17 protein-coding genes, 4 tRNA genes and 1 pseudogene are annotated in these 22,786 nt (G+C 43.1%); 15 read left to right on the forward strand and 7 right to left on the reverse strand.

The features are described 5' to 3' along the window. Nucleotides 1-244 precede the first annotated feature (244 nt). The 3 genes from ABIA61_RS00005 to ABIA61_RS00015 all read left to right on the forward strand — a co-directional run bounded on the left by ABIA61_RS00005 (nt 245) and on the right by ABIA61_RS00015 (nt 3,270). Nucleotides 245-829, forward strand: coding sequence for a hypothetical protein (locus ABIA61_RS00005; RefSeq protein ID WP_404580159.1), 585 nt, complete (start codon nt 245-247; stop codon nt 827-829). A gap of 1,229 nt (nt 830-2,058) precedes the next feature. After that, complete coding sequence (locus ABIA61_RS00010; protein WP_404580160.1) at nt 2,059-2,889, forward strand: hypothetical protein; 831 nt, start codon at nt 2,059-2,061, stop codon at nt 2,887-2,889. 165 nt (nt 2,890-3,054) lie between these two features. After that, the gene (locus ABIA61_RS00015; RefSeq protein ID WP_283655382.1) at nt 3,055-3,270 is read left to right on the forward strand and encodes a hypothetical protein; all 216 of its coding nucleotides are present in this window, start codon (nt 3,055-3,057) and stop codon (nt 3,268-3,270) included. A 22-nt stretch (nt 3,271-3,292) separates the two neighbouring features. On the opposite strand, the gene ABIA61_RS00020 is transcribed toward ABIA61_RS00015, so the two are convergent. Further along, nucleotides 3,293-3,365 (reverse strand) — tRNA-Lys (locus ABIA61_RS00020). 14 nt (nt 3,366-3,379) lie between these two features. Further along, a tRNA-Ala gene (locus ABIA61_RS00025) sits at nt 3,380-3,454 on the reverse strand. A gap of 115 nt (nt 3,455-3,569) precedes the next feature. Between ABIA61_RS00025 and ABIA61_RS00030 the strand changes: the two are divergent. The 3 genes and pseudogenes from ABIA61_RS00030 to ABIA61_RS00040 all read left to right on the forward strand — a co-directional run. Beyond that, nucleotides 3,570-4,718 (forward strand): annotated as a pseudogene (locus ABIA61_RS00030) (recombinase family protein); the annotation flags it as partial. Nucleotides 4,719-5,170: 452 nt separating this feature from the next. Beyond that, nucleotides 5,171-5,284: transfer RNA gene (locus ABIA61_RS00035), tRNA-Ala, on the forward strand. Between the two features lie 12 nt (nt 5,285-5,296). Next, nucleotides 5,297-5,369 (forward strand) — tRNA-Lys (locus ABIA61_RS00040). Between the two features lie 200 nt (nt 5,370-5,569). Here the strand turns inward: ABIA61_RS00040 and ABIA61_RS00045 are convergent. Continuing rightward, the gene (locus tag ABIA61_RS00045; protein WP_283655383.1) at nt 5,570-6,031 is read right to left on the reverse strand and encodes a MarR family winged helix-turn-helix transcriptional regulator; all 462 of its coding nucleotides are present in this window, start codon (nt 6,029-6,031) and stop codon (nt 5,570-5,572) included. Nucleotides 6,032-6,237: 206 nt separating this feature from the next. On the opposite strand from ABIA61_RS00045, the gene ABIA61_RS00050 reads away from it, so the two are divergent. From ABIA61_RS00050 to ABIA61_RS00070, 5 genes are all read left to right on the forward strand, one after another. After that, nucleotides 6,238-7,119, forward strand: a complete 882-nt coding sequence (locus ABIA61_RS00050) for an SDR family NAD(P)-dependent oxidoreductase (protein WP_404520682.1) — start codon at nt 6,238-6,240, stop codon at nt 7,117-7,119. Nucleotides 7,120-7,367: 248 nt separating this feature from the next. Continuing rightward, a complete protein-coding gene (locus ABIA61_RS00055; protein WP_283655385.1) occupies nt 7,368-9,023 on the forward strand; it encodes a helix-turn-helix domain-containing protein in 1,656 nt (551 codons plus the stop codon). Nucleotides 9,024-9,204: 181 nt separating this feature from the next. Beyond that, the gene (locus ABIA61_RS00060) at nt 9,205-10,155 is read left to right on the forward strand and encodes an iron-hydroxamate ABC transporter substrate-binding protein (protein ID WP_404520681.1); all 951 of its coding nucleotides are present in this window, start codon (nt 9,205-9,207) and stop codon (nt 10,153-10,155) included. A gap of 160 nt (nt 10,156-10,315) precedes the next feature. Then, nucleotides 10,316-11,323 carry a FecCD family ABC transporter permease gene (locus ABIA61_RS00065; RefSeq protein ID WP_404580161.1) on the forward strand — a complete coding sequence of 336 codons (1,008 nt, stop codon included), beginning with the start codon at nt 10,316-10,318 and terminating at the stop codon, nt 11,321-11,323. After that, nucleotides 11,320-12,327 (forward strand): FecCD family ABC transporter permease, encoded by a 1,008-nt coding sequence (locus ABIA61_RS00070; RefSeq protein ID WP_283655388.1) that lies wholly within the window; start codon nt 11,320-11,322, stop codon nt 12,325-12,327. The genes ABIA61_RS00065 and ABIA61_RS00070 overlap by 4 nt, the downstream gene beginning before the upstream one ends. A 261-nt stretch (nt 12,328-12,588) precedes the next feature. Here the strand turns inward: ABIA61_RS00070 and ABIA61_RS00075 are convergent, their stop codons facing one another. The 3 genes from ABIA61_RS00075 to ABIA61_RS00085 are packed head-to-tail and all read right to left on the reverse strand — an operon-like array spanning nt 12,589 to nt 15,035. Beyond that, the gene (locus tag ABIA61_RS00075) at nt 12,589-13,593 is read right to left on the reverse strand and encodes an alpha/beta hydrolase family protein (protein WP_283655389.1); all 1,005 of its coding nucleotides are present in this window, start codon (nt 13,591-13,593) and stop codon (nt 12,589-12,591) included. After that, complete coding sequence (locus tag ABIA61_RS00080) at nt 13,590-14,243, reverse strand: GNAT family N-acetyltransferase (protein WP_404580162.1); 654 nt, start codon at nt 14,241-14,243, stop codon at nt 13,590-13,592. Before ABIA61_RS00080 ends, ABIA61_RS00075 begins: the two co-directional genes overlap by 4 nt. 27 nt (nt 14,244-14,270) lie before the next feature. Further along, on the reverse strand, nt 14,271-15,035 hold the full coding sequence (locus ABIA61_RS00085) for a helix-turn-helix domain-containing protein (protein WP_404520678.1): 765 nt from the start codon (nt 15,033-15,035) through the stop codon (nt 14,271-14,273). Nucleotides 15,036-15,236: 201 nt separating this feature from the next. Between ABIA61_RS00085 and ABIA61_RS00090 the strand changes: the two genes are divergently transcribed. Continuing rightward, nucleotides 15,237-16,115, forward strand: coding sequence for a radical SAM/SPASM domain-containing protein (locus ABIA61_RS00090; protein ID WP_404520677.1), 879 nt, complete (start codon nt 15,237-15,239; stop codon nt 16,113-16,115). A gap of 141 nt (nt 16,116-16,256) precedes the next feature. Here the strand turns inward: ABIA61_RS00090 and ABIA61_RS00095 are convergent, their stop codons facing one another. Next, nucleotides 16,257-16,823 (reverse strand): TetR/AcrR family transcriptional regulator, encoded by a 567-nt coding sequence (locus ABIA61_RS00095; RefSeq protein WP_404580163.1) that lies wholly within the window; start codon nt 16,821-16,823, stop codon nt 16,257-16,259. Between the two features lie 196 nt (nt 16,824-17,019). Here ABIA61_RS00095 and lpdA point away from each other — a divergent pair, with 196 nt between their 5' ends. The 3 genes from lpdA to ABIA61_RS00110 all read left to right on the forward strand — a co-directional run bounded on the left by lpdA (nt 17,020) and on the right by ABIA61_RS00110 (nt 22,675). After that, on the forward strand, nt 17,020-18,405 hold the full coding sequence (lpdA, locus tag ABIA61_RS00100; RefSeq protein WP_283655393.1) for a dihydrolipoyl dehydrogenase: 1,386 nt from the start codon (nt 17,020-17,022) through the stop codon (nt 18,403-18,405). 171 nt (nt 18,406-18,576) lie between these two features. After that, the gene (locus tag ABIA61_RS00105) at nt 18,577-20,508 is read left to right on the forward strand and encodes an AraC family transcriptional regulator (RefSeq protein WP_404580164.1); all 1,932 of its coding nucleotides are present in this window, start codon (nt 18,577-18,579) and stop codon (nt 20,506-20,508) included. 472 nt (nt 20,509-20,980) lie between these two features. After that, nucleotides 20,981-22,675 carry a methyl-accepting chemotaxis protein gene (locus tag ABIA61_RS00110; RefSeq protein ID WP_404580165.1) on the forward strand — a complete coding sequence of 565 codons (1,695 nt, stop codon included), beginning with the start codon at nt 20,981-20,983 and terminating at the stop codon, nt 22,673-22,675. Nucleotides 22,676-22,786: the final 111 nt, after the last annotated feature.

A 22,786-nucleotide genomic window follows, 5' to 3' on the forward strand; every position in this document is an offset into this window, starting at 1 on the left:
ACGAAGAAATCGGTTGAATGGCAGTTTACTACCGAGCAGGCTAGAGGTAAATTAAAACATCTCTATCCTCAAATTTGATTTGGTCAAGGTACTAGACAATGGCATCAATCTAAAGGATAAACTAATCAAGTATGTGATTGTCGATATTATGGATATAGACGTTCTGATTCAGTGCTTAGGTAGGAAGAGGATCATCGACAAATCAGATAAAGTCACTGTAATCATCAAAAATATCTCGAATAAGATGTTGAACAAACTGATCAGAGACTGTGACAAACAGATCGAACCTGCTTTATACCTACAAGAACATGGAACATCAAACTATGTGGAGAAGTATAGGAAACAGCCTAATCGAATTGTATATGATCGTCCAGTAAATAATGAAGTTGGATATGATAAAGCTATCAATGATTTGATGTTCTTCAAAGAGATATATGACAAGCAGTTTTTTGAACAAGTAGTCAGTGAAGAAAATGGATATATGAATTACATAAAAACGAAGCTCCAACAAGATACATATACAATATTGGATGATACATATGAAAAGGCTGATATTACAGATTACCTAGATACAATTGTAGGTAAACGTTTATACAAGGAAGAACAAGCGGAGTTAATTAAAAAAGTTGATTTACATGATGGAAGAAGAAGACAACAGAAAGATGTTGAACAGTTAAATATTTATTTTCAGAAGAACAGTTTACCATATAATATCAATAATGATTCTAAAACGAACAAGGACAGAAGAAGACGATTAGACAACGGTGATGTTAACCCAAACTATAACAAAAGGTACTGGATATTGGCTAAACATATGGTTTTTGACTAATATGTTGCGTCCAAAACGTGGAAAAACACCTATATAGACACCGCTAATTCGAAAAAACGGTAAAAAAACCGTTGTTTATATAGCTTTTGTGCGTCCAGAGCATGGATATCATCAAATCAAAAGATCAAAATTAGCCGCATAGAGTGAATTGCCGTAGGCAAGAGGGAAACGGCGGCAGGTCGATGAAACGTCTACGAAGCGTAGCGAAGTGTTTTATCGAGTTGGTGGTAGAGTTTCCCTTTCTTTAGGAGCAAACAGCAAGTTCAAAAGAAGCGTCTCAAAAAATTGCAAGCAATTATTCCGTTCCGTCATCCAGTCACAAGTGACTGTCTGTAATTTGGATTCTTGAACTTGATCAGATACTAATCTATCCAATCTCCCTATATATAATATATAGAAAAATGGGGAGATTGATAAAAAACTCAATGTTTATCTATGTTTTTTGCACATTTATTTTTATGAGTTATAGTCAAAAACATACCATATTCGGCTATTTTTCAATCAAACTTTTGATTACAATGGGGAGATTGCCGAGATGTAAAAATTGGTTTAATTTTCTGAGTCGTTTGATTTGGATAAGGTTCACAGTGTATGAGTTGAACAACATAGCGTATGCTGTGGGGTAAATGTTTGAACACGACCCGATAAGGGGAGTTTTCAAATCGTTACCTGTTGCATAAGTAGCAAAAAGATTGGAAGCTATATTTTGATTCCTGTGTTTTGTTGTACATGAATTATGGGAATCAGGGTGTCAGATTAGTTGGCAGATGGGATAACAGAATAAGATGTATTTGGTCAAAATGAATTAATTTTTGACTTGTCTTTAGTACATCCTTTTTTCTGAACAATCAATTATGAAATTAAGATGTTTCTTCATAGACAAGGTATTTGTAAGGGGAAGGACAATAACTGTTATTCATAGATAAATTTATAGGGATTAGAGCGTTAAAATTAATTTGGGGATGCATCTTTACGTTTTCCATATAGCAGCATAGACTTACCATAGAGGCGGTTTGTAGATTAGATGTAATGAAGTAGCCGACTTATTTCTATAATGAGGTGTAATCATGGACGGTAAAAAATTTGTTCTTATGCTTTTACTTTTTTGCTTGTTGGGTATTATAGGGCTAATGTCTTTAATCTACGGATTCATCTGGCTAGTATTCAATGGATAGCTTATAAAATCAACATTTTACTTGCAAGAACATAAAACATTGGAGGTAGATAATTTGAGCGAACCAAAACAAAATAAAGGTAGAGGCAGACCAAGAATTCTGAGCGAAAAAGAATTTGAACGGTGGCACAACTCATATGATGAGGATATCCAAATAATAGATTATAAAAAGCGCGGAATTAAGTATAGTTTGATTGCACAAGAACGTAGCCTAATCAGCGAGGAGGAGGAATGTGCTTATTTTTTACTCTATGGATCGGTTAATTCAAGAATCAATAACACAAAACATGGTGACGAGTATTATCAAAGCATACCCTGCGAATGGGCTAATCCTGAGGAGACAGTAGAACAGATTATCAAGTGCAAACCTGAAATGTGGTTAGAATGGAAGCGGCTTACATCAATATACTTAGAAAAGAGAAAGCCCAGAGGATTACGCCCAAGTATAGATAGAACTAATGAAAAAGAGGGCTACTCTTTTTCTAACATAGCAGCGATGAGCCAACATAACAATACCAAGCGCGCGACAGCTCAACCTCAATTTTTAATAAAAATGTACGACCCTAGAAATCCTGAAAGCTCAAGAACGTTCAGGAAATACGATACTAAGCGGGAAGCTCTAGAGGCTATTGGCCTGTCTCAAACAGAATCAGATAGTGGGAAGTATTATGAAGCAGATGGTTGTGTATACCTCTTGCAATCATCTGCCCTCACGCATGGAGAAAAGGAATTGATTCAGAAAGAAGAAGACGACAAAGAGAAGACATATAGAGGATCAATTTTAATAGCAATAATAGAACTTGGTGATGGACGTACCGCAACAATAAATAAAGAATTCACATATACTCAGTCAGCGGTAATATTCAAGGAACCACCAGCAGAGTGAACATACATAGAAGTTGATTCAGACGAACGTGAAGGCTGTTTTAAGGAATATTAGAGTGAAGGTAGAGGAAATATAAGTAGCAAGTTAGAAAGGCTTAGAATTGGAATTATAGATTTTCAGCAGGTAGACAAACAAGGAAACTAAAACGGAGGCACATATACATACATGGAAGAAGTTGAAACAAACGGTGTTACATATAAAATAACGAGTAGAGGTTTAGATGGAAGAATAAACGGACTAAAGAGGTTTAATAAGAAAACAAAAATGTGGGTGAATTTATCATTTTCTAATGATGTAAATATTGATGAGATAGATAAAGTTAGTGCAAACTTGTTGAGCAATCAAAAAAATTATTTATTCAAACAAAAAAGACCCAATTAAGGGTCTTCTTTTATAATCTGTATGGACTCTCAGGGACTCGAACCCTGGACCAATTGATTAAGAGTCAACTGCTCTACCAACTGAGCTAAGAGTCCATATTAAGAAATTCTGGTGGAGCGTAGGGGGGTCGAACCCCTGACCTCTTCGCTGCCAGCGAAGCGTTCTCCCACTGAACTAACGCCCCAATCACAAGAAATAATATATCACAGATCGAAAACGGAAGTCAAGCTAATTTACATAATTAAGTTAATGATTTATAATTAATGGTAGCATAATAAGATGATGTGGAGGTTCAATTTATGGCAGATAAGAAAAGAGTGGCAACCTTATATCGCGTTTCCACAAAAGGACAAATGGATGGGAATGATATCCCATTGCAACAAAGAGCTTGCAGGGGCATGATAGACGGTCGAGAAGACTGGGTACTGGTTAAGGAGTATACAGAAAAAGGTGTTTCTGGATTCAAGGTTTCAGCAGCAAATAGAGATATTATCCAGCAAGCAAAAGATGATGCTGAGAACGGCGTTTTCGATGTTTTGCTTGTATTTATGTTTGACCGACTAGGCAGAAAAGATGATGAAACTCCGTTTGTTCTTGAGTGGTTCGTGAAGCAAGGTGTTGAAATGTGGTCTGTTATTGAAGGACAGCAAAAAATTGAACAGCATGGCGACAGATTAATGAACTATCTAAGGTTTTGGCAATCAAGTGGGGAAAGCAGAAAAACATCTGATCGAGTAAATGAAAAGCATATCCAGATGGCTCAAGATGGGATTTATAGAGGTGGTACACCGCCTTTTGGATACAAGCTAGTAAAATCCGGGGTGAAAAACAAAAAAGGCAAAGAACTAATGAAAATGATTATAGATGAAGATAAAAAACAGATTGTTGTAGAAATATTTTATCTTGTCAAAGAGGAAGGATATGGGAGCAATAGAATAGCTAAACTATTAAATGAGAGAGGTATAACAACTTCGACTGGTTCTAAATGGAATACTGGATCAATTAACTTTATTTTAAGGAACCCTGTTTACAAAGGATATCCTACATACGGAAAGAGAAAGTCGAAAGAGGGAGTGTTTATCACAAAAAGCAAAGAAGATTGGGTGTCGCCAGAAAAACAAGTTGAAGAACTGGTCATTATTAATGAAGAATATTTTGATTCAGTGCAAGTTATCCGAACAACTCGATCACCTGAAAATGTTAAAAATGAAGATTATATTCGGATGAATACAACGAAAAGTCCTCTCTTGTTTGTTGGAATAATTAAGTGTGGGCATTGCGGTTCCCCGTTGACTACAACTTATTGTCAAAAGACATATAAAGTGGCAGATGGAACGGTTAAGAAATGGAAAAAGGCTAAGTACAGATGCAGTGGCAAGGCTCTTGCAAAAGTAGAATGTAGTGGGCAAACACTTTATTCAAACGATAAAATCGAGGATACTGTTTTAGATGAGGTTAGAATATATCTGGATTACATGAAGAAACTTAATTATGAAGACTTTGCAAAAGATTATAATCAAGAACAATATGAAAACATTAAAAAAGTAATCGATAAGAAAAATAAAGAATTGGAAAACGAATACAAAGAGCTAGATACACTAAAAAAAGAAATACCAAAGAGTATACTTGGCAGGAGCGCTTTTAAGCCTGAACTGTTAAGCGAGCTTACACAATCAAAAGAGGAAAATATTGATACACTTAATGAGGAATTAGGTATATTGCATAACGACTTAAAAGTGAAGAAAATAGAAATTGATTCTCTTAAAGAGTTTGCGTCAAATATAAGTATTTGGGATGAAAAATTTTACGAAGCTAATCATGACAAAAAGAAGGTTATGCTTAGAAACATTATTGATTATATAGAGGTCTTTCGAGACAGCGTAGATATTAAGTTTAAATTGGACGTAGCTCAGTTTCTATCTGATTGTGGTAATGGTAGCGTTTTTGAACTACGTGGGAGAGCACGTCGCTGGCAGCGATGAGGTCAGGGGTTCGATCCCCCTAGGCTCCACCAATTTTATATTATGGACTCTTAGCTCAGTTGGTAGAGCAGTTGACTCTTAATCAATTGGTCCAGGGTTCGAGTCCCTGAGAGTCCATCCTTTAGAAAAACGGCAGAAATGCCGTTTTTTTGTTTTGAATTTAGCTTTGTTTTCCTTCGTGGTCACACGTTTGGTCACAGAAGGCCCTACTTTCTTGATGAACAATAAACGCCATGTTCTCTTTAATGAGGACACGACGTTTATTTTAGTTTTACTCCATGCTTTTAAGAAAGGCAGTCATTCAACCTATGAACTTGTTACTTGTGATCAAATCCGTTAAAGTCCCTGAGCATTCCGATAAAATTTTCAAGTTGTTCATCGTCCCATCTTGAAATGTGTTCGTAAAATACAAATTCTTTCTCTTTTAGAGCATCAATCGTCTTTTGTTGTCCAAGCTCAGTGAGGGATAGAAGTATTCCTCGACGATCATCAGGGGAGGCTTCCCTTTTCACATAACCCAAAAGCTCAAGTTGTTTAACGAGACGGCTAACCGAACTGCGATCCATAGCTGTTGATTCCGCCAGCATAGTGGCGCTTGTTGGGCCGTACGAGTAAAGCCAACGGATAATATGGAAACCCGCAGGTTGTATTGAAGGATCGAAACGTGCTGCAGTTTTGACATTTAGCGCATGTGAGGCGCTTATGAGGGCATTGATTTGCTCGCCGAGCCCCAGTTCCAATTGGCCTCTCGGCGTATTTTTGTGTCGATCATTATTCATCCTATTTCACCTAACCTTAATTGATAAAGTAAATCATTCAAGTCAATTAATTGACATATATCAATCAAAATAATATAGTTGATTTATATCAAGTATATGGCTGCGTCAGCTGTATGTCAAAACTTGAGACGGGTCTAACGGAGTAAAGCAATGAACGGCCCAATTACATTGACAATGACTATTCAGCACAAAGGAGAATTACCATCATGGCTAATCCGATTGTTGTAATAACTGGCGGAACGAGTGGTCTGGGGCAACTCGTTGCGATTGAATTGGCTAAACGTGGTACTCATCTTGTCATGACAGCCAGGAGCAAGGATCGCGCTGAAGCTACTAAAAAAATTATAAAAGATATGATGCCCTCAACAAAAGTAGACTTTTTTTTCGGGGATCTATCCTTAATGGAAGATGTCAGACGTATGGGGAACGAGATTTCAACTGCATACCCCAAAATAGATGTGCTTTTGAATAATGCAGGACTGCATGCATTCGAACAACGGGTAACCTCCGAGGGATTTGCAGAAATGATAGCTGTGAACTATTTAGCACCGTGGTTATTGACGCACGCCTTGCAGCATTCCTTGAAAAATGCAGGAAGCGCCAGAATTGTAAATGTTGCCTCTGAGGCTTCACGCAATCATGGTGAGCTTAAGCTCCCTGAGGATTTGACCAATATAGCTCCTTTTACTCCCAGAGGCTCGTCTGCAATATATGGGAAAACCAAGCTGTATAACATTATGTTTACTGGTGAACTGGCACGTCAATGGACTGGAACGGGGATCAGTGTTAATGCTCTGAATCCAGGGTTTAATGTTACAGGTCTTGGACGTGAGCTATGGTTTGCATCAATGCTTGAGCGTTTTTTGAATTTTTTTAATATTGGTGATCCACGCAGAGGAGCTGATATTATGACTCGTTTAATTGTGGATCCGCAGTACCAGGCAGTTACAGGAGGGTATTTTAATGTAGGAACCGGACATTCAATTGTACCTGTAGACCCCGGTGGAGATATTGCTATGCAAAATAGACTGTGGAATTGTACGAAAGAGTTACTACAACAAAGAGGTCTTCTTAACAATATGACCTGATTTTATGGATTACCGGGGTAAACTGAGGACTGTTTTGTAAAAATCTAAGGTGGGGTTCACATCAATTGAATCCGTAAAACTAACTAACGAGGGGCCTAAAAAAATAGGAGAATAGCCGTATCATGGAAAAGGTTTGATCATTTATAGTATAGATATCGTTTTTATGCTATATAATTGGACTTTTTTGCTTAATACGATGCAGAGGACTGAAAAACGTTCCTCAATATTTTGTAATGGAGGCTTTGCTTGTGGATAACGTTGTCTCGGAATGGGCAGAGTCCCATTTTCCTTTATATACTGCTGACAGTATCCATTCGCTGTACAGCACCTCGAATTTTCCGATGTATAAGATTCATGAGAGTGTAACCGTGCTGATTGCGATTGCCAGCGGCAAAGGCATTCTCAGGATTAATGATCAAATGTACGAACTCATGGAAGGGAGTGTCATCCTTCTCCCAGCCCATAGCCATGCCGCTTTAATTACGAATCTCCAGCAACCACTTCATGCTTATAAGCTTTTAATCCGTACGCGAGAGCAGGCAAATTCTCTGCCCACAGGTGTAATGATGCGGAAAAGCGAGGTGGCCTCCAATGCCAATATTCAGTTTTTCCCTTACGAACCTGCGATTGTGGCCCATGTGGAGGATCTGTATATTCATCGTTTACCTGCTAGTGAAGCCCGTCATGTGCAAAATCAAATTATCTTTCACCAAATCATTCTTCAACTGTTGAAACAGCAGGAGGCCAAGTATGCTGCCAGTGAGCAGCCGTCGATGGAACACAGCATTACTTATTTGGAAAATCACTATAGCGAGAAAATAATGCGTGAGCAGTTGGCCGCGATTGCAGGCGTAAGCCGATCACATTATTCTATCCAGTTTAAGCAGCTTACCGGTTTTTCCCCGAACGAATACTTGTCGCGGCTGCGCGTTCACCGAGCCAAAGAACTGTTAATTAGCGGATCAGGCACGCTCCGGGAAATTGCAATGAAGGTAGGTTACAAGGATGAATTTTATCTAAGCCGTCGTTTTAAGCAGCATACAGGAGCATCACCTTCAAGCTACAACCGCGGATCATCCCAGCGTGTGGCTGTATTGCTCATACCTTACGCCAGCCATCTGTTGCTGCTTGGGTTGGAACCTGCTGTCACCATTTCGGAAAGCAGCGAATATGTGAAGACGAATGGTCTGGAGCCGCCGCAAACGATGAAGTTTATAAGCACGAACTGCTCTGCTGAACAGGTGAACTCGGTATTGCTCGATACCAACATTGAGTTGATCATTGCAGCCAAACAGCATTTGCACCAATATGGGCTGAATCCTGAGCATTTGCGAGTTGTAGCGCCTATCGTGGAAATTTCATGGATGGAAATGGGATGGAAAGAGCATCTGCGTCGTATCGCACATGCTGTTCAGAGGAGCGATCGGGCAGAGCAGTGGTTGGCTGCTTTTGAAAAGGAAGAACAGGCAGCCCGTTCACTGGTACAGCAATGCGCAGTCGCTCATGAAATTATAACGATTCTGGTGATTAAGCCGGATAAGCTGCTCGTTTACGGAGCGAGAAATGTCGGATATATTATCTATCAATCGCTTGGACTGCGGCCTCCTGAATTGATTGGGCAGGAGATGAAGAAGCGTGGGGACCAATTTCATTCTATTCCCATTGAGATATCCGAACTCGCAGCTTATGCCGGGTCGCAATTATTGGTTGCTATGTTTCCGGATGAGAAGGGCTCCACCGCACATAGTGAAATGATATTCAAGTCCTCCTATTGGAACAGCCTTCCCGCTGTACAGCGGAATAATGTACATCTGCTTGACCTGGATGAATGGTTGCCCTACAATCCGGTTTCTATTCGTTTGCAGCTTCAACGCGCGGTAGCTTTATTTACAAGTAACCAATAGTCCAAGTCATTTTCCAAACAAAAAGGCATGGCTCGGCGCATAGCGGTTCCATATAATTAGTTCATACAAATGAGAATGAATTTCATAATCAATGAAAGGGGTACTAAGTTTAAGATTAGCATCTCATGCACGATATGAAGACTCATTGAACATAGCGTTTTGAAAGGGAGAGAGTTATTTTATGAAAAAGCTTTTTATTCCGCTGGTACTTTTACTTGTGGTTGTATTGAGTGCTTGTGGCGGAAATCAAGCGAACCATGCCGAGAATGGTAAAAGTTCGTCCTCTGTGCCTTCTTCGGACTCGAAATCGAAATCTACCACATTCGTCTATCAATCCGAGAATGGACCCGTGGAGGTTCCGACCCATCCGCAACGCGTCGTTGTGCTTACCAGGTTCTTGACGGGTAACGTGATGGCGCTCGGTGTGCCTCTGGTCGGCGTGGACGAAATGTCCAAGACCAACCCGAATTTTGAAGAGAAGCTGAAAGGCGCAGAGGCGGTTACGGACGAAAGTCTGGAGAAGATCATCGAGTTGAATCCGGATCTTATTATCGGGCTTTCAGATATTAAGAACGTCGATAAATTTAAGCAAATCGCTCCTACTGTCACTTATACATATGGCAAGGTGGATTTCTTAACCCAGCAACGTGAAATCGGAAAATTGTTGAATAAAGAAAAAGAAGCACAAGCCTGGATCGATGATTTTACAGTCCGTGCCCAAAAAGCCGGAAAAGAAATCAAGGCGAAGATCGGTGCCAACGCGACGGTTTCGGTCATCGAGACATTCAATAAGCAGCTCTATGTCTATGGCGATAACTTTGGCCGTGGAACAGAAATTCTCTATCAGGAGTTCGGACTCACCATGCCGAAGAAAGTCAAGGAGGCGACCCAGAAAGAAGGTTATTTTGCCTTATCGTCTGAGGTTATGAAAGATTACTTGGGTGACTATGTCATTTTCAGTAAAAACGCGGATGAGGACAATTCGTTCCAGAATACCGAAACGTACAAGAATATTCCCGCGGTCAAGAATCAACATGTCTTCGAGGCTAACGCGAAGGCGTTCTACTTTAACGATCCACTGAGCATGGAATACCAATTGAAATTTTTCATTCAGCATTTTCTCGACCAGTAAACGTTGATCCCTATTTCGGGAATGCATCGCTTAGGGGCGTCTACGATTCAAAGCATGGCAACGATTTGTCTTTCGTTGTGAATCATTTTTATTCGATGCGAAGGAACTGGTTATTTAACAGTTTCTTCGCATATTTCATTAAAGAAGAGATGAGAGTCCGATGAAGATTAAACAACATGCCTTTCCTTTTGCGTATAAGCTCTTTGGCAGCGTGCTGGCGCTCATTTTTTGTTTCATCATTTCAATGATATTCGGTGCAGCGGAAACGACGCTCCACGACCTGTGGCTTGCTCTCACCTCGGGTACCAAGGAAGACAAGTTTCTCATCCTGCGTGAGATTCGGCTACCCCGCGAGCTGGCGGCTATGCTGGTCGGCGCCGCTTTTGCCGTGTCCGGTGCTATTATGCAGGGAGTTACCCGCAATCCGCTGGCCGATCCGGGCTTGCTGGGCCTGACTTCCGGCGCCAACATGGCGCTCGCGTTGGCTTTCGTATTCATACCGGGCATAAACTACTTCGGCATCATGGTGGCCTGCTTTCTCGGGGCCGCTCTGGGAGCAGTTTTGGTCATCGTCCTTAGCTCAATGCGCCGAGGCAACCTGTCCCCGATCCGAACCGTGCTGGCCGGAGCGGCAGTTTCTGCGTTTCTGTATGCCATTTCGGATGGCGTCAGTATCGCTTTCAAGATTTCAAAGGACGTATCCATGTGGACCGCTGGCGGCCTGATCGGAACGACGTGGGGACAACTTCAGGCCATTGCGCCGGTGATCCTTCTCGGAATTATGGTAGCTTTGATGTTTTCCAACCAACTGAGTATTCTCAGCTTGAGCGACGAGGTGGCGGCTGGATTGGGGCAAAATCTGATGTGGATTAAATCCATCCTGTTCGTCCTTGTGATTGTGATTACGGGTGCATCGGTCGCGCTTGTTGGAAACATGGCATTCGTGGGGCTGATGATTCCTCATATCGTCCGTAAAATGGTTGGCACCGATTATCGGCATATCCTGCCTTTCTCGACTTTTGTAGGAGCTACGTTCATGCTGCTTGCAGATACGCTGGGCCGCACGATTAATGCACCTTACGAGACGCCGGTGGCAGCGATCGTAGCGATGCTGGGCTTGCCCTTCTTTCTGCTCGTTGTGCGTAGAGGAGGTAAAGCTTTCTTATGATTCTGTCCGCTCTTGTTCGAAAACAACGCCTGATCCTGCTCGTCAGTTTAGGGCTAATTGTTCTAACCGCTATAGCCAGCATGGCCTGGGGATACTCGTCTTTGTCGTTTGACAGGCTGATCCCTGTTTTGTTCGGCCAAGGCACCTTCAAAGAAGAGTTTGTTCTGTTTTCCGTCCGACTGCCACGGATTTTTATTACATTGCTATCGGGCATGGCGCTTGCGTTGTCAGGCTCCATTCTGCAAAGTATCACCCGCAACGACTTGGCCGACCCAGGCATCATCGGCATTAATTCTGGCGCGGGCGTAGCCATTGCGTGCTTCTTTCTGTACTTCCCGATCGATGTCGGATCGTTCATTTATGTTTTGCCACTTGTCGCTTTTATTGGCGCATTGGTAACAGCAGCTTTGATCTATGTTTTCTCGTATAGCCGAACGAGCGGACTTGATCCCATCCGGCTTGTACTGGTGGGGGTTGGTTTCTCCCTTGCGCTGTCGGGGATCATGATTGTAATCATCTCCTCGGCTGAACGATCGAAGGTCGATTTTATCGCGAAATGGATTGCGGGCAATATATGGGGCACGGACTGGCCGTTCATTTGGGCACTGCTTCCTTGGCTGATCCTGCTTATACCGTTTACCTTGTACAAGTCTCAGCGGCTCAATCTTCTTGCTTTGAGCGAACCATCGGCGATTGGCGTCGGTCTGAAGCTTGAACGAGAACGCCTCGTTCTTATTCTGACGGCGGTCGCCGCGGCTGCATCTGCGGTATCTGTCACGGGCGGTATCGCGTTTATTGGGTTGATGGCCCCGCACATGGCCAAGGCACTGGTCGGGCCACGCAATCAGTTGTTCATTCCCGTCGCTGTTCTGCTTGGCGGCTGGCTGCTGTTAACCGCGGACACGATCGGTCGCAATCTCACAGATCCCGACGGTATTCCCGCAGGCATCATGGTGTCGTTAATCGGTGTGCCTTATTTTGCTTATTTACTGCTCAGGAAGTAGCTCCGACGCGTAGTCGGGTAGGTTAATTCAGGTAGTCCAGAGTTAGAGAGCTAGAGTCCCGCATTATCAATCCTTAAAAAACGGCAGAGATGTCGTTTTTTATTAGTTTATAAGTTCTGATTTCGAAGTACTACCATGACTGCGATTTCCAAGATAGGATACGTTGTATCTATGAGGAGATTGATTGCAGTATTTTGTATTCAGTAAATTAAATAGCCCGAATGGTTACTGCCAGCATTACAGCGAGGTACTAAAATACTTTTAACGCTGGCTGACATAATCGGCGAGGATTTTCAAGTACTCATCATTCACCAATTTTCTGGGGGCAAATACGGCTGTTAAAAAAGTTAGAGATTTTGAATGTGCGACTTTTTCATTCATCATGGAATGGTCGGCTTCAGGTAGATGGATGACGGACAGCAGCTCTGAAGGCACCTTCTGTCGATATACTCGTTCAGTATCTTTTACATCAACGTTAATATCTTTTCCAGCCAGAACCAAGAGTACAGGAGAATTAAAGTAGCCTAATTCTTCGGTGGAATCAGACCGGAAATTTTTGCCTATAAAGCTCCATCTTTCTTTGGAAATCAAATTGTCTGGGTTGGCTATTTTCAGGTATTCTTCATAAGAAGCTTGTTTTTTTAGTAATTGCAAAATCTGTTGATTGTAGTCCAATCTCTTTGTAATTTTTTGCGGAGTAGCCCCTTCCTGTTCCATCTCTTTTCTGGTGTTAAATTGCCCTTGTGTAATCCAGTTCACGGCCGGCGATACAAGGATGCTGAAAGCAATATTGTGCTCCTTTTTAACGATCTTAGGAATGACCCATCCTGCTTGACTGGCTCCCCATAGGCCGATTTTCTGCTTATCGATCATCGGTAAGGTACTCGCCCAGTCTATTGCATATCGGATCTCCTGTGCCCGGTCCTCCATGCTTTGATCCAGCCAATTTCCAGGAGCGCCATTAATACCGGGCTTATTTAAGGATAAGGAGGCGTAACCCTTGGAAGCGAACCTTTCCCACAGTGGTTTGTATCCATCATCATATGTGTCATTGATAGGACCATCCCCATGGACAAAAACAACCAGTCCAACCTTTCCCGAGTAGTCCTTAGGCAAAGCTAATGTACCCGTTAATACCCCTTTAGGAGTCGTAATTTGTATTTTTTCTTCCGTCATCTTGTAGGAATCTTGATATAGAATAATCAATATTAAGGCAACAGCTAGACCTGACGCAATACCAAGGATAAGCTTGGATGTTCTTTTCAAAGGTGTTCTCTCCTCGAATGCAGTTTAGTTTCTTTCCAAGTCATCAGATGCCATACAGGCTCCTTGAACCAAAAATGTCGCAATCCATTGCATTTGGATTGTTCTACTTCAAACGCTAGTTTCTGATACAAACGGATGGCCCCCTGGTTCTTATGCTCTACATGAAGCGTCAACACATGAAAACCGGATTCAACCGTAAATTGCTGTGCGAAAGCTAGAAAACGTCGTCCTATTCCCTGATTACGATGACTTGAGCGAATCGCCAAATGATCAATATAGCACTCATCTGAGGCAGGCTTATATTCCAGCGCATGCATACCTGTCAAAAATTTAAATACATTGAAGCAGCCAAACTGTTTTATGAGCGGAGCCCAAGAAATGGGTTTTGTTTTAGGGAGCGAAGAGGAAGGTGCTTTCCATTTGAGGGAGAGAACACCGACAACTTCTTGGTTCTCTTTAACTACAAATTGCTTCATAGTTGAAGGATTAGGGTCTTGAACCCAGACCTTCATGAGTAGCTGCTGTATATCCTGATCTTCCAGTGTAACAAGAGCTTGAAATTTAGTTTTAAATGATTCCACTAAGAGCTTACATACAGCTTCATAATCTTGCTTTTGATAAGCAACAATGTCAATTGATTCTGGACTCATGTAACTGCCTCCCGCACTCTAAGAAGTTTATTTTACTTTTACTTGAATCTCATATTGCAGCTTGTTGTTGTCGAACATGGATAGGTAGGATTTTTCTACTAAAATAATCTTGCTTTGGCACTTATATTGGTGCTGAGTGACATAGCGCTCTAATTGTTGGATTTCATACTCAATCTCGTCGTCTTCAGTGACGGAAAAATGCTTATAAAGATAGCTGCCTTCTTCCAGAATATAGTCAGCTGTATCTGTCATATCTGTCGTTTCATAACATAGCTTCACTTGTCCAGAGTCAGATAGATAATGCAGATCATTTTCAAATAACTGAGGTGGAGCGGGTCGTTGTTCGAATAAATCTCTGGCAGTGAGCTCTTGATCTCTCTCAAATGCAAACCACAGCTTTAAATGTCGGGGACCTAGCAGCCTAATCTGATACTCATTGTCCTGATGAGTGAGGTTATGATGTTCTTTTAGCACTTTGTGAATAAACTGTTCGAGCAACTTCAAATTAGCTATTTCATCCTGTACCCTCTGCAGCGAATCCTCTAAAAGCTGGTTGTAATCATCGGCAGCGTAGGAAGTCATGCATTTTTCAATCTGACCCACAGAGACATTTAATTTACGTAGCAATAAAATATGGGAAAGCTGATAAATTTCATGAAGCCCGTACATTCGATATTGATTTTTTTCTGTGTATGACGGATACAGGATCCCCTTTTCTTCAAAATATCGCAGTTGATGTACAGATACATTCATAAGCTGTGAAAGCTGGCTGATCGTAATGTGTTCTTTCAATGACAAGACTCCTTATGGTGTAGTTGAATAACTTCACTATAAACCTTAGGTCAGACCTAAGGTCAATAGCAAATTGAGGACAGCAAAGGAAGAGCAAATGAACGAACATAAATGATTTACCTGTCAGTGATAACCCGTTATAATCATAAGATTAGTGAGCATAAACAAGATGCTTAGGATGAAGGTTAGAATGGGGAAATCATGTTGAAGACTTTCAAAAAGGTATATATTGAAATTACAAGTATCTGTAATCTCGCTTGCAGCTTTTGCCCTCAGACGCAGCGTGTTAAAAAATTTATTGATCCGGAAATTTTTCGCGACGTTCTTGACCAGGTCAAGCCGCATACGGATTTCATTTATTTGCATGTAAAAGGAGAGCCGTTGCTCCATCCGAAGATTGATCTTTTGCTGGAGAGCGCTCATGAAAAAGGATTGAAAGTGAATATTACCACCAACGGCACTTTGCTGCCCAAAACCGGACATAAGCTGTTGGGTCAATCCGCGCTACGGCAGATGAATTTTTCGCTTCACAGCTTTGACGGGCATGAAGGCTCGGTAGATCGGGAAGGGTATTTGGGCAATATTTTTACGTTTGTAAGGGAAGCTGTGAAGCATAATGTCATTATCTCGTTCCGTCTCTGGAACCTGACTCAAGATAATTTGACTAATGTGCAGCGTCAGCGCAACCGTGAGACACTTGAGCGACTGGAGCAGGAGTTTGGGCTGGACTACCGGATTGAGGAAAAGGTTATACCTGGGAGTGGGATTAAAATTGCCCCCAACGTTTATTTGAATCAGGATCACGAATTTGAATGGCCTAGCCTGAGTGCCCCGGAGGATGATGGCAAAGGCTTTTGCCATGCGCTTCGCAGCCAGGCGGCGGTATTGGTGGACGGAACAGTTGTCCCTTGCTGTCTGGATGGGGAAGGCGTTATTAATTTAGGTAACGTGCATGAGCAATCTTTTTCCGACATTGTTGAAGGGGAGCGTGCAAATCGCTTGTACTTCGGGTTCTCCAAGAGAGAAGCGGTGGAAGAGCTGTGCCGCAAATGCGGGTACCGTAAACGATTTGGAACATAATAGACATTTGGCGAGTGCAGATTTCGAATCTCTGACAAATCGCTATCCCCGTTTTGAGCTTGGCCCATAGGAAAAGCCTCTAAATACCAAGGATTGATTGGTGTTTAGCGGCTTTTTTACGTACGTAAAATATGTTTACATTCAACTGTTAACCAGTGCTTTGGCGTGCTGTTTGCCTGCCGAGAGAAGGCTGTCGCTCAGTTCAGGATCATTAACTGAACGTGCAAGCACAAGAGAACCGACCATGCTGCTGAACAACGCGCTACCTTTGGACAGATCCATTCCTGCCAAACGGGAGATAAACGTAATCATTCGTGTCAGCTCCTGCGTGAATATCTGCCGGATTTCTTCGGAAGAACGGGCTATGTCTACGGAAAGAGCAGGAATAATACAGCCCATTTCTGTTTGATCACGGTGATGGATGCTTAAATAGTAGTCGATGATAACATTAATTTTGGGATCTTGCTCTTCTTGGTCAACAGCCTTCTGAAGAAGTGCGAGGGTATCACTGACAGCATAGCGACAGGCTTCGGCGACTAGCTCTTCTTTGTTGTCAAAGTGTGAATAGAACCCGCCGTGAGTTAATCCGGCCCCTTTCATAATAAAGGGCACACTTACATCGTGGATACCGTTGGCGCGAAAAGCCTGGGCAGCACTTTCAACGATCTTACTCCGCACTTTCATCTTATGGCCTTTTGGATAAGGCATTGTAATCACTCCAAGGCTTCATAATGCTAACTTCAAAATATTATAATCATCATAATTAAACGTGTCAATTGTTCTTCTTGCAACGACTACCTCAGCATGGCTGATCACGACTATTGACGTATACAAAATATGATGACTATAATATATTATAATCATCATATTTAAATCAGGCAATTTTAAAGGGAGGCATCAGGTTATGAGCAAGCTTGAATCTGTAGATACCCTGGTCATTGGATCAGGTCCGGGAGGCTATGTGGCGGCAGAGCGTTCTTCTCAGCTTGGAATGAAGACAGCGATTGTCGAACGCAGTCAGCTAGGTGGAGTCTGCACGCATGTAGGCTGCATTCCATCCAAAGCTTTGATTGCCGAAGCACATCGCTATGAGGTACTCAGGCAGTTAAATCAGGCCGATACAGCAGCGTCATTCGTGAATGCTCAGGCCTTAAAGCAGGCGGTTGTAAATAAGCAGGCAGGCGGAGTCGGCTATTTAATGAAAACGGCAGGTGTGAGTATTCTGGAAGGGGAGGCAAGCTTGGTTGACGAGCATACAGCCATCATCAAGCAAAATGGAGCGGAACAAACGATATCCTTTAAGCATGCCATATTGGCAACCGGTTCCCGCCCAATCGAGCTGAAAGCATTTCCGTTCGGCGGACGTATTTTGTCCTCTACAGAGGCGCTTTCGCTTCCAGAGGCTCCGACCAGTCTGGTCGTGATAGGCGGTGGATATATTGGCGTCGAGCTTGGACAGATGTATGCCAAATTTGGAACAAAGGTAACGATTCTGGAGGGAGGAGAACGGATATTGCCGGGGTTTGAGGCGGATCTTGTGGCCCCTGTTGTCAAGCAGTTGAAAACAGATGGTGTAAACATCGTAACTAGGGCGACAGCCGAAAACGTCGTGCAGAATGCGGATACCATTACGCTGCATTATTCAAAAGATCAGGAGCAGCATCATGTTACCGCAGAGTTTGTATTAGTTACTGTAGGCAGAAAACCCAATACAGATGGCAGGTTAGGACTGGAGCACATTGGCTTGCCAGTGACGAGCAGGGGGCTGATCGAGACAGACGAGCAGTGTAGAACAGCTATTCCGCATATTTTTGCCATTGGAGATATTACGGAGGGTCCAGCGCTTGCCCATAAAGCTTCCTATGAAGCGAAGATTGCGGCAGAAGCGATAGCAGGTCAAGCTGCCAAAGTGGATTATAAAGCCATACCGCTGGTTGTCTTTTCTGAACCGGAGTTGGCTAGTGTTGGCCTAAGTGAAACAGAAGCCAAGGAAAAAGCCTTACCGATTATCATTGGCAGAGCTTCTTTTTCGATTAACGGCAGAGCATTGGCACTAAGGGCAGCAGAGGGGTATATCAAAATCGTAGCAAAGCAGGACTCGGGAATCCTACTGGGGGCGCAAATTGTGGGTGTCGAAGCGTCAACACTCATTTCGGAGCTTGCTCTAGCCATCGAAATGGGCGCAACCGTAGAAGACTTGGCTCTAACCATTCATCCCCATCCCACACTGGGAGAAGTAATTATGGAGGCTGCGGAGAACGCGGTCAGAAAAATGGATAGTACAAAGTAAAGGCTCCGTAAGAATCACTTCATTGCCTGTGAGAATGATTATCAACTATAATGGGTTATAGTTTAAATCTGAATGCGATCAGGTACGTGGATGGTTTGGATCGGGGGCTGTACAAAAGCAATGCAATTAAATGATCACATCTTGCTCTGGAATCATGTTTTTATACAAGTGATGGATGTTCGTCATAAGAAAATGGGTAAAGGGGAGGAGTTGCGAACCTATAGACTTCCGGCCAGTGCGTTCTTGTATACTCTGCGCGGAAGTGCGCGAGTGCGGCTGGACGACAGCATTCATAGGGTGGGGCGTTTCCATGTGCTGCATGGGGGAAAAGGGATGTGCCTAAGTATCATTACGGAAGATGTGCTTGAATATTACATCATTCTGTACAAGGCAACGTTGGCCCTGCCCGGTCGCAAGGAGATTGCACAATTGTTGGAAAAGGAGAATCCTTTTCAGAATCAGTATGCTTTCGCACCTCATTATCCGCTGCCTTTGTATGATAAAGTGAAGCTGTTGGAGCAAGAATGGCGCGAGGCTTCCGAACTTGGTAAACTGCATGTCAAAGCTTTATTTCATCAATTTGTATATGAGCTGTTGCAGCAGTTGTATCGACAAGGCATTGAACCCCTTAAGCCCGACCTGGTAGCGCAGGCTGTAGCTTATATTCGTGAGCATTCTAGCCGATCTTTGACACTTGAGTCCATTGCAGAGGAACTGGAGTGCAGCGCTGGGCATCTATCGAGGCTGTTCAAGAATAAAATGCACACCAGTCCGATTCATTACTTGGGTCAGGTACGGACAGATCGAGCAGTTCAGCTTTTAATGCAGACGGATGCCACTTTACAGGAAATTGCGGAGAGTGTGGGGTATTCGGATGCTCATTCATTAAGCCGCAGCTTCAAGAAATATAAGGGATTATCTCCCGTACGATTCAAAAAAGAGCGGCAGCATCATTTCGGGAAGCAAGATCAGGATATGCACCAAACGATGCTAAAATATGCCCTTCAGCAGACACCTTTCACACGTTATACTGATATTGATTATCAATATCGGTATAACGCGGAGGGAGATTTATTTATGCACGGAAGAGTCAAAATAACGGCTATGATGATTATGCTGTGTTTATCATTGATGCTGGGAGCTTGTTCCGCTCCTACAAATACAAATGGAAGCTCGCAAATAGAGGCTAATCCTACAACGACATCATCCAATGAGGATGGACAAGCAACGGTACAAGCAAAAACAAGAATAGTATCGACACTAAAAGGGGATGTAGAAGTACCTGCAAACCCGAAACGAGTTGCATCTGATCAGTATATGGGTCATCTTTTGAAACTGGGGATTATTCCGATAGGAGTCAGAAGCTTTATGCTGAATGAGGCTTGGATTGATAAATCGGGATATCCAAAAGAGAAGTTGGCCGGAATTAAGGATCTTGGCGAATTCCCTATGAATTTGGAGAAGCTGACGGTTCTGCAACCGGATTTAATTATAGGTTCGATAGAAAAAAATATCGACAGCTACCAAAAGGTTGGAACAACCGTGTTCCTGCCATATTGGGAGGGCGAATCTACAGCGGGGCCGCTGGATAAATTCCGCAGAATCAGTGAAATCTTTGGCAAGCAGAAAGAAGCGGAGCAGTGGATCACTGAATATGAGAAGAAAGTCGCAGAGGCCAGAAAGAAAATTGACGGTATCGTTAAAGATGGTGAGACGGTTTCCATCGTGCAAGTCGCGAATAAATCAGTATATGTTTTAGCGGCGAAAGGCGGCAACTACGGAAGTCCAACCATTTATCAGATGCTAAAGCTGCCACCTACGAAGAAAGCTTTAAACATGAAAGAAGGATTCGAAAGTATTTCGCTTGAGGTTTTGCCTGAGTATACAGGGGATCATATCTTTGTATATGGTTCTGAAGATGAAGGGGCCAGTCAAGTTCTAAATAGTGAGCTGTGGAAAGGCCTTCCGGCTGTAAAAAAAGGACAGGTTTATATGTATGGCTCATTCAGCGAAAAGGGCGATGAGTTTGTCATGGAAGATCCTTATTCGCTGGAGCTTCAACTCGACACTATCGTGAATATCCTATTAGCCCACAAAAAATAAAGTTTTATATAACTTTAAAAAATCGTCCCTTGGCCTGATTCGTGCAGAACGTGTAACATACATTTCCGATAAATCATTTGGTTCATAGAGAAATAAACCGCTAAATATGAGGGGAAACCCTGTGCTTGGCGGTTTTTTTATGGTTATTTTATGATAAGTCAGCTCAGTCGCATATAGTAGTTGTCACTATAACGTTGTTGACAGCGGTTGAGGAGGCGCTAGAGTTGAATTTGATCACCTCAATGACTACCGTTGTGCCGACAATCAAGCTAGTATTTATGATTCACCACAATTCAATGCTTTTGGGATTGTTGTATGGATGAAGCAATAAAAAACAGTGAGTTTCCTCACATAAAACGACATATTCCGACACCGGAATGCCATATTCTAGCAAGTGTTGATAGGCTATAATCGTAGCAGGACAACAGATTGTCACTAAAATTTATTAGAGTCAGGATCGGTGGTTCAAATAATGAAGCTGGCAACAAAATTAACTTGGATGATGCTCGTCATGTTTTTTCTCGTAGGATCCTCCATTGGATACTTCGGATATCGTACCGCTTACCATCAAGTGGATGAAGCTGCAGGGATCGAGCTGGTGGGCTGCGCCAATATTACGACTGGCCTTATAGATCCTAAGGATATATCAGCTCTGGTCAGTGGAGATAATAGCAAACTTGCTGCCGTTGAAGACCGGATAGGCTGGATCGTGGCACATAAGCCTATTTTTAAAGAGGCTTTCATTCTCTCTCTGGATGGAAAAATTCTCGCCGCCGATGCCAACTTCAAGCAAAGAGGCTATCAAGCTGGCGATTCCTTCTACTTCACGGACGAAGACAAGGAAATGATAACTACTATGAAGCATTCCGCATACTCCAAGGTTTATACATATGAAGGAACCTCGCTCAAAACCGGATATGGCCCCATTTATCAGGACCATGATCCCACCAAGCCCATTGTTGCACTGATGGCTATCAATTTTGACGGCTCATTAATTCAGGAACGGACGTTGGATATTATTGTTCAGCCCTTCATTATTGGCGGCTCCATCTTCATCGTGGCTATCCTTGTCGCTTACCTGTTGATTCGCCGTATGGTAAGTCCGCTTACCAAGCTGTCAACCTCTGTGAACACTATTACAAAGGGCGACCTTACCCATGAACCGCTTCTCTTCAAAAGCAAGGATGAAATCGGGAATCTGGCCCGCGACTTCAACGATATGACAATGAACCTGCGCAACCTGATTACTCAGGTCAATGACACCTCCATGCTGGTCGCTTCTTCCTCCCAGAAGCTGTCTGCCAGCGCCCAGGCAACGAACCGTGCCGGAGAGCACGGTGTGAATGTTACGATTGAGCTGGCCGATGGGGCGCATACCCAACTGCAAAACCTGGAAGGAAGCTATAAAGCCGTTCAGGATATGTCACGCTTCATCAGCGATATTGCCGGCAATGCGGTCATCGCGATGAACAAAGCCGCCGATAATGTTCAGAAAGCGCGTCTTGGCCGGGAATCGATGCATTCCACCACCTCCCAAATGGGAGTTGTGAGCGAAAGCATCGGCGATCTCTCAAGCATTATTGATACGCTTAGCAGTCATTCCAAGGAGATTGAGAACATCGTCGGCACCATCGCCAGTATCGCCGAGGAGACCAACTTGCTGTCGCTGAATGCGGCGATAGAAGCTGCGCGCGCCGGAGAAGATGGTCGGGGTTTTGCCGTTGTCGCTGGCGCCGTCCGCAAGCTGGCCGAACGTTCGGCCATATCCGCCAGACAAATCAGCGAGCTGGTCAGTCTGATTATTCCCCAAATCCACAAGGCGGGAGAAACTATGAAGCGTTCCACGGACGAAATGCTGCAGGGCAAGGAGCTGATCATATCGGCCGGACGCTCCTTCTCTGAGATCGAAGTCTCCGTATCCGATATGTCTGCCCAAAGCGAGCAAATATCAGCCACAGTCCGGGAGCTGGTGCTGATCTGCGAAGGGCTCGTTGAAGCCATTCAGAATATCGTTACGGTCTCTAATCATACAGCTGAAGGGGCGGAGTCCCTGTCCGCCTCTTCGGAGCAACAGCTTGCCGCCATGCAAGAAGTGGAATCCTCCGCAGCGCTCCTCTCCTCACTGGCCGAGAAGCTGCAGGTTTTGGTGGAGAACTTCAAGATTTAGGTTTCGTGCAGAACGTGTATACATTTCCGATAAATTATTTGGTTCATAGAGAAATAAACCGCTAAATACGAGGGGAAACCCTGTGTTTGGCGGTTTTTTTATGATGAGTCA

This window comes from Paenibacillus sp. RC21, from assembly GCF_044907935.1.
Classification (GTDB): Bacteria; Bacillota; Bacilli; order Paenibacillales; family Paenibacillaceae; genus Paenibacillus; species Paenibacillus terrae_A.

Bases quoted from the DNA above. Each gene is read 5' to 3' on its own strand.
- ABIA61_RS00005 (WP_404580159.1), top strand. From the start codon at position 245: ATGTTGAACAAACTGATCAGAGACTGTGACAAACAGATCGAACCTGCT.
- ABIA61_RS00015 (WP_283655382.1), top strand. From the start codon at position 3,055: ATGGAAGAAGTTGAAACAAACGGTGTTACATATAAAATAACGAGTAGA.
- ABIA61_RS00045 (WP_283655383.1), bottom strand. From the start codon at position 6,031: ATGAATAATGATCGACACAAAAATACGCCGAGAGGCCAATTGGAACTG.
- ABIA61_RS00050 (WP_404520682.1), top strand. From the start codon at position 6,238: ATGGCTAATCCGATTGTTGTAATAACTGGCGGAACGAGTGGTCTGGGG.
- ABIA61_RS00060 (WP_404520681.1), top strand. From the start codon at position 9,205: ATGAAAAAGCTTTTTATTCCGCTGGTACTTTTACTTGTGGTTGTATTG.
- ABIA61_RS00065 (WP_404580161.1), top strand. From the start codon at position 10,316: ATGAAGATTAAACAACATGCCTTTCCTTTTGCGTATAAGCTCTTTGGC.
- ABIA61_RS00070 (WP_283655388.1), top strand. From the start codon at position 11,320: ATGATTCTGTCCGCTCTTGTTCGAAAACAACGCCTGATCCTGCTCGTC.
- ABIA61_RS00080 (WP_404580162.1), bottom strand. From the start codon at position 14,243: ATGAGTCCAGAATCAATTGACATTGTTGCTTATCAAAAGCAAGATTAT.
- ABIA61_RS00090 (WP_404520677.1), top strand. From the start codon at position 15,237: ATGTTGAAGACTTTCAAAAAGGTATATATTGAAATTACAAGTATCTGT.
- ABIA61_RS00095 (WP_404580163.1), bottom strand. From the start codon at position 16,823: ATGCCTTATCCAAAAGGCCATAAGATGAAAGTGCGGAGTAAGATCGTT.
- lpdA (WP_283655393.1), top strand. From the start codon at position 17,020: ATGAGCAAGCTTGAATCTGTAGATACCCTGGTCATTGGATCAGGTCCG.
- ABIA61_RS00105 (WP_404580164.1), top strand. From the start codon at position 18,577: ATGGATGTTCGTCATAAGAAAATGGGTAAAGGGGAGGAGTTGCGAACC.
- ABIA61_RS00110 (WP_404580165.1), top strand. From the start codon at position 20,981: ATGAAGCTGGCAACAAAATTAACTTGGATGATGCTCGTCATGTTTTTT.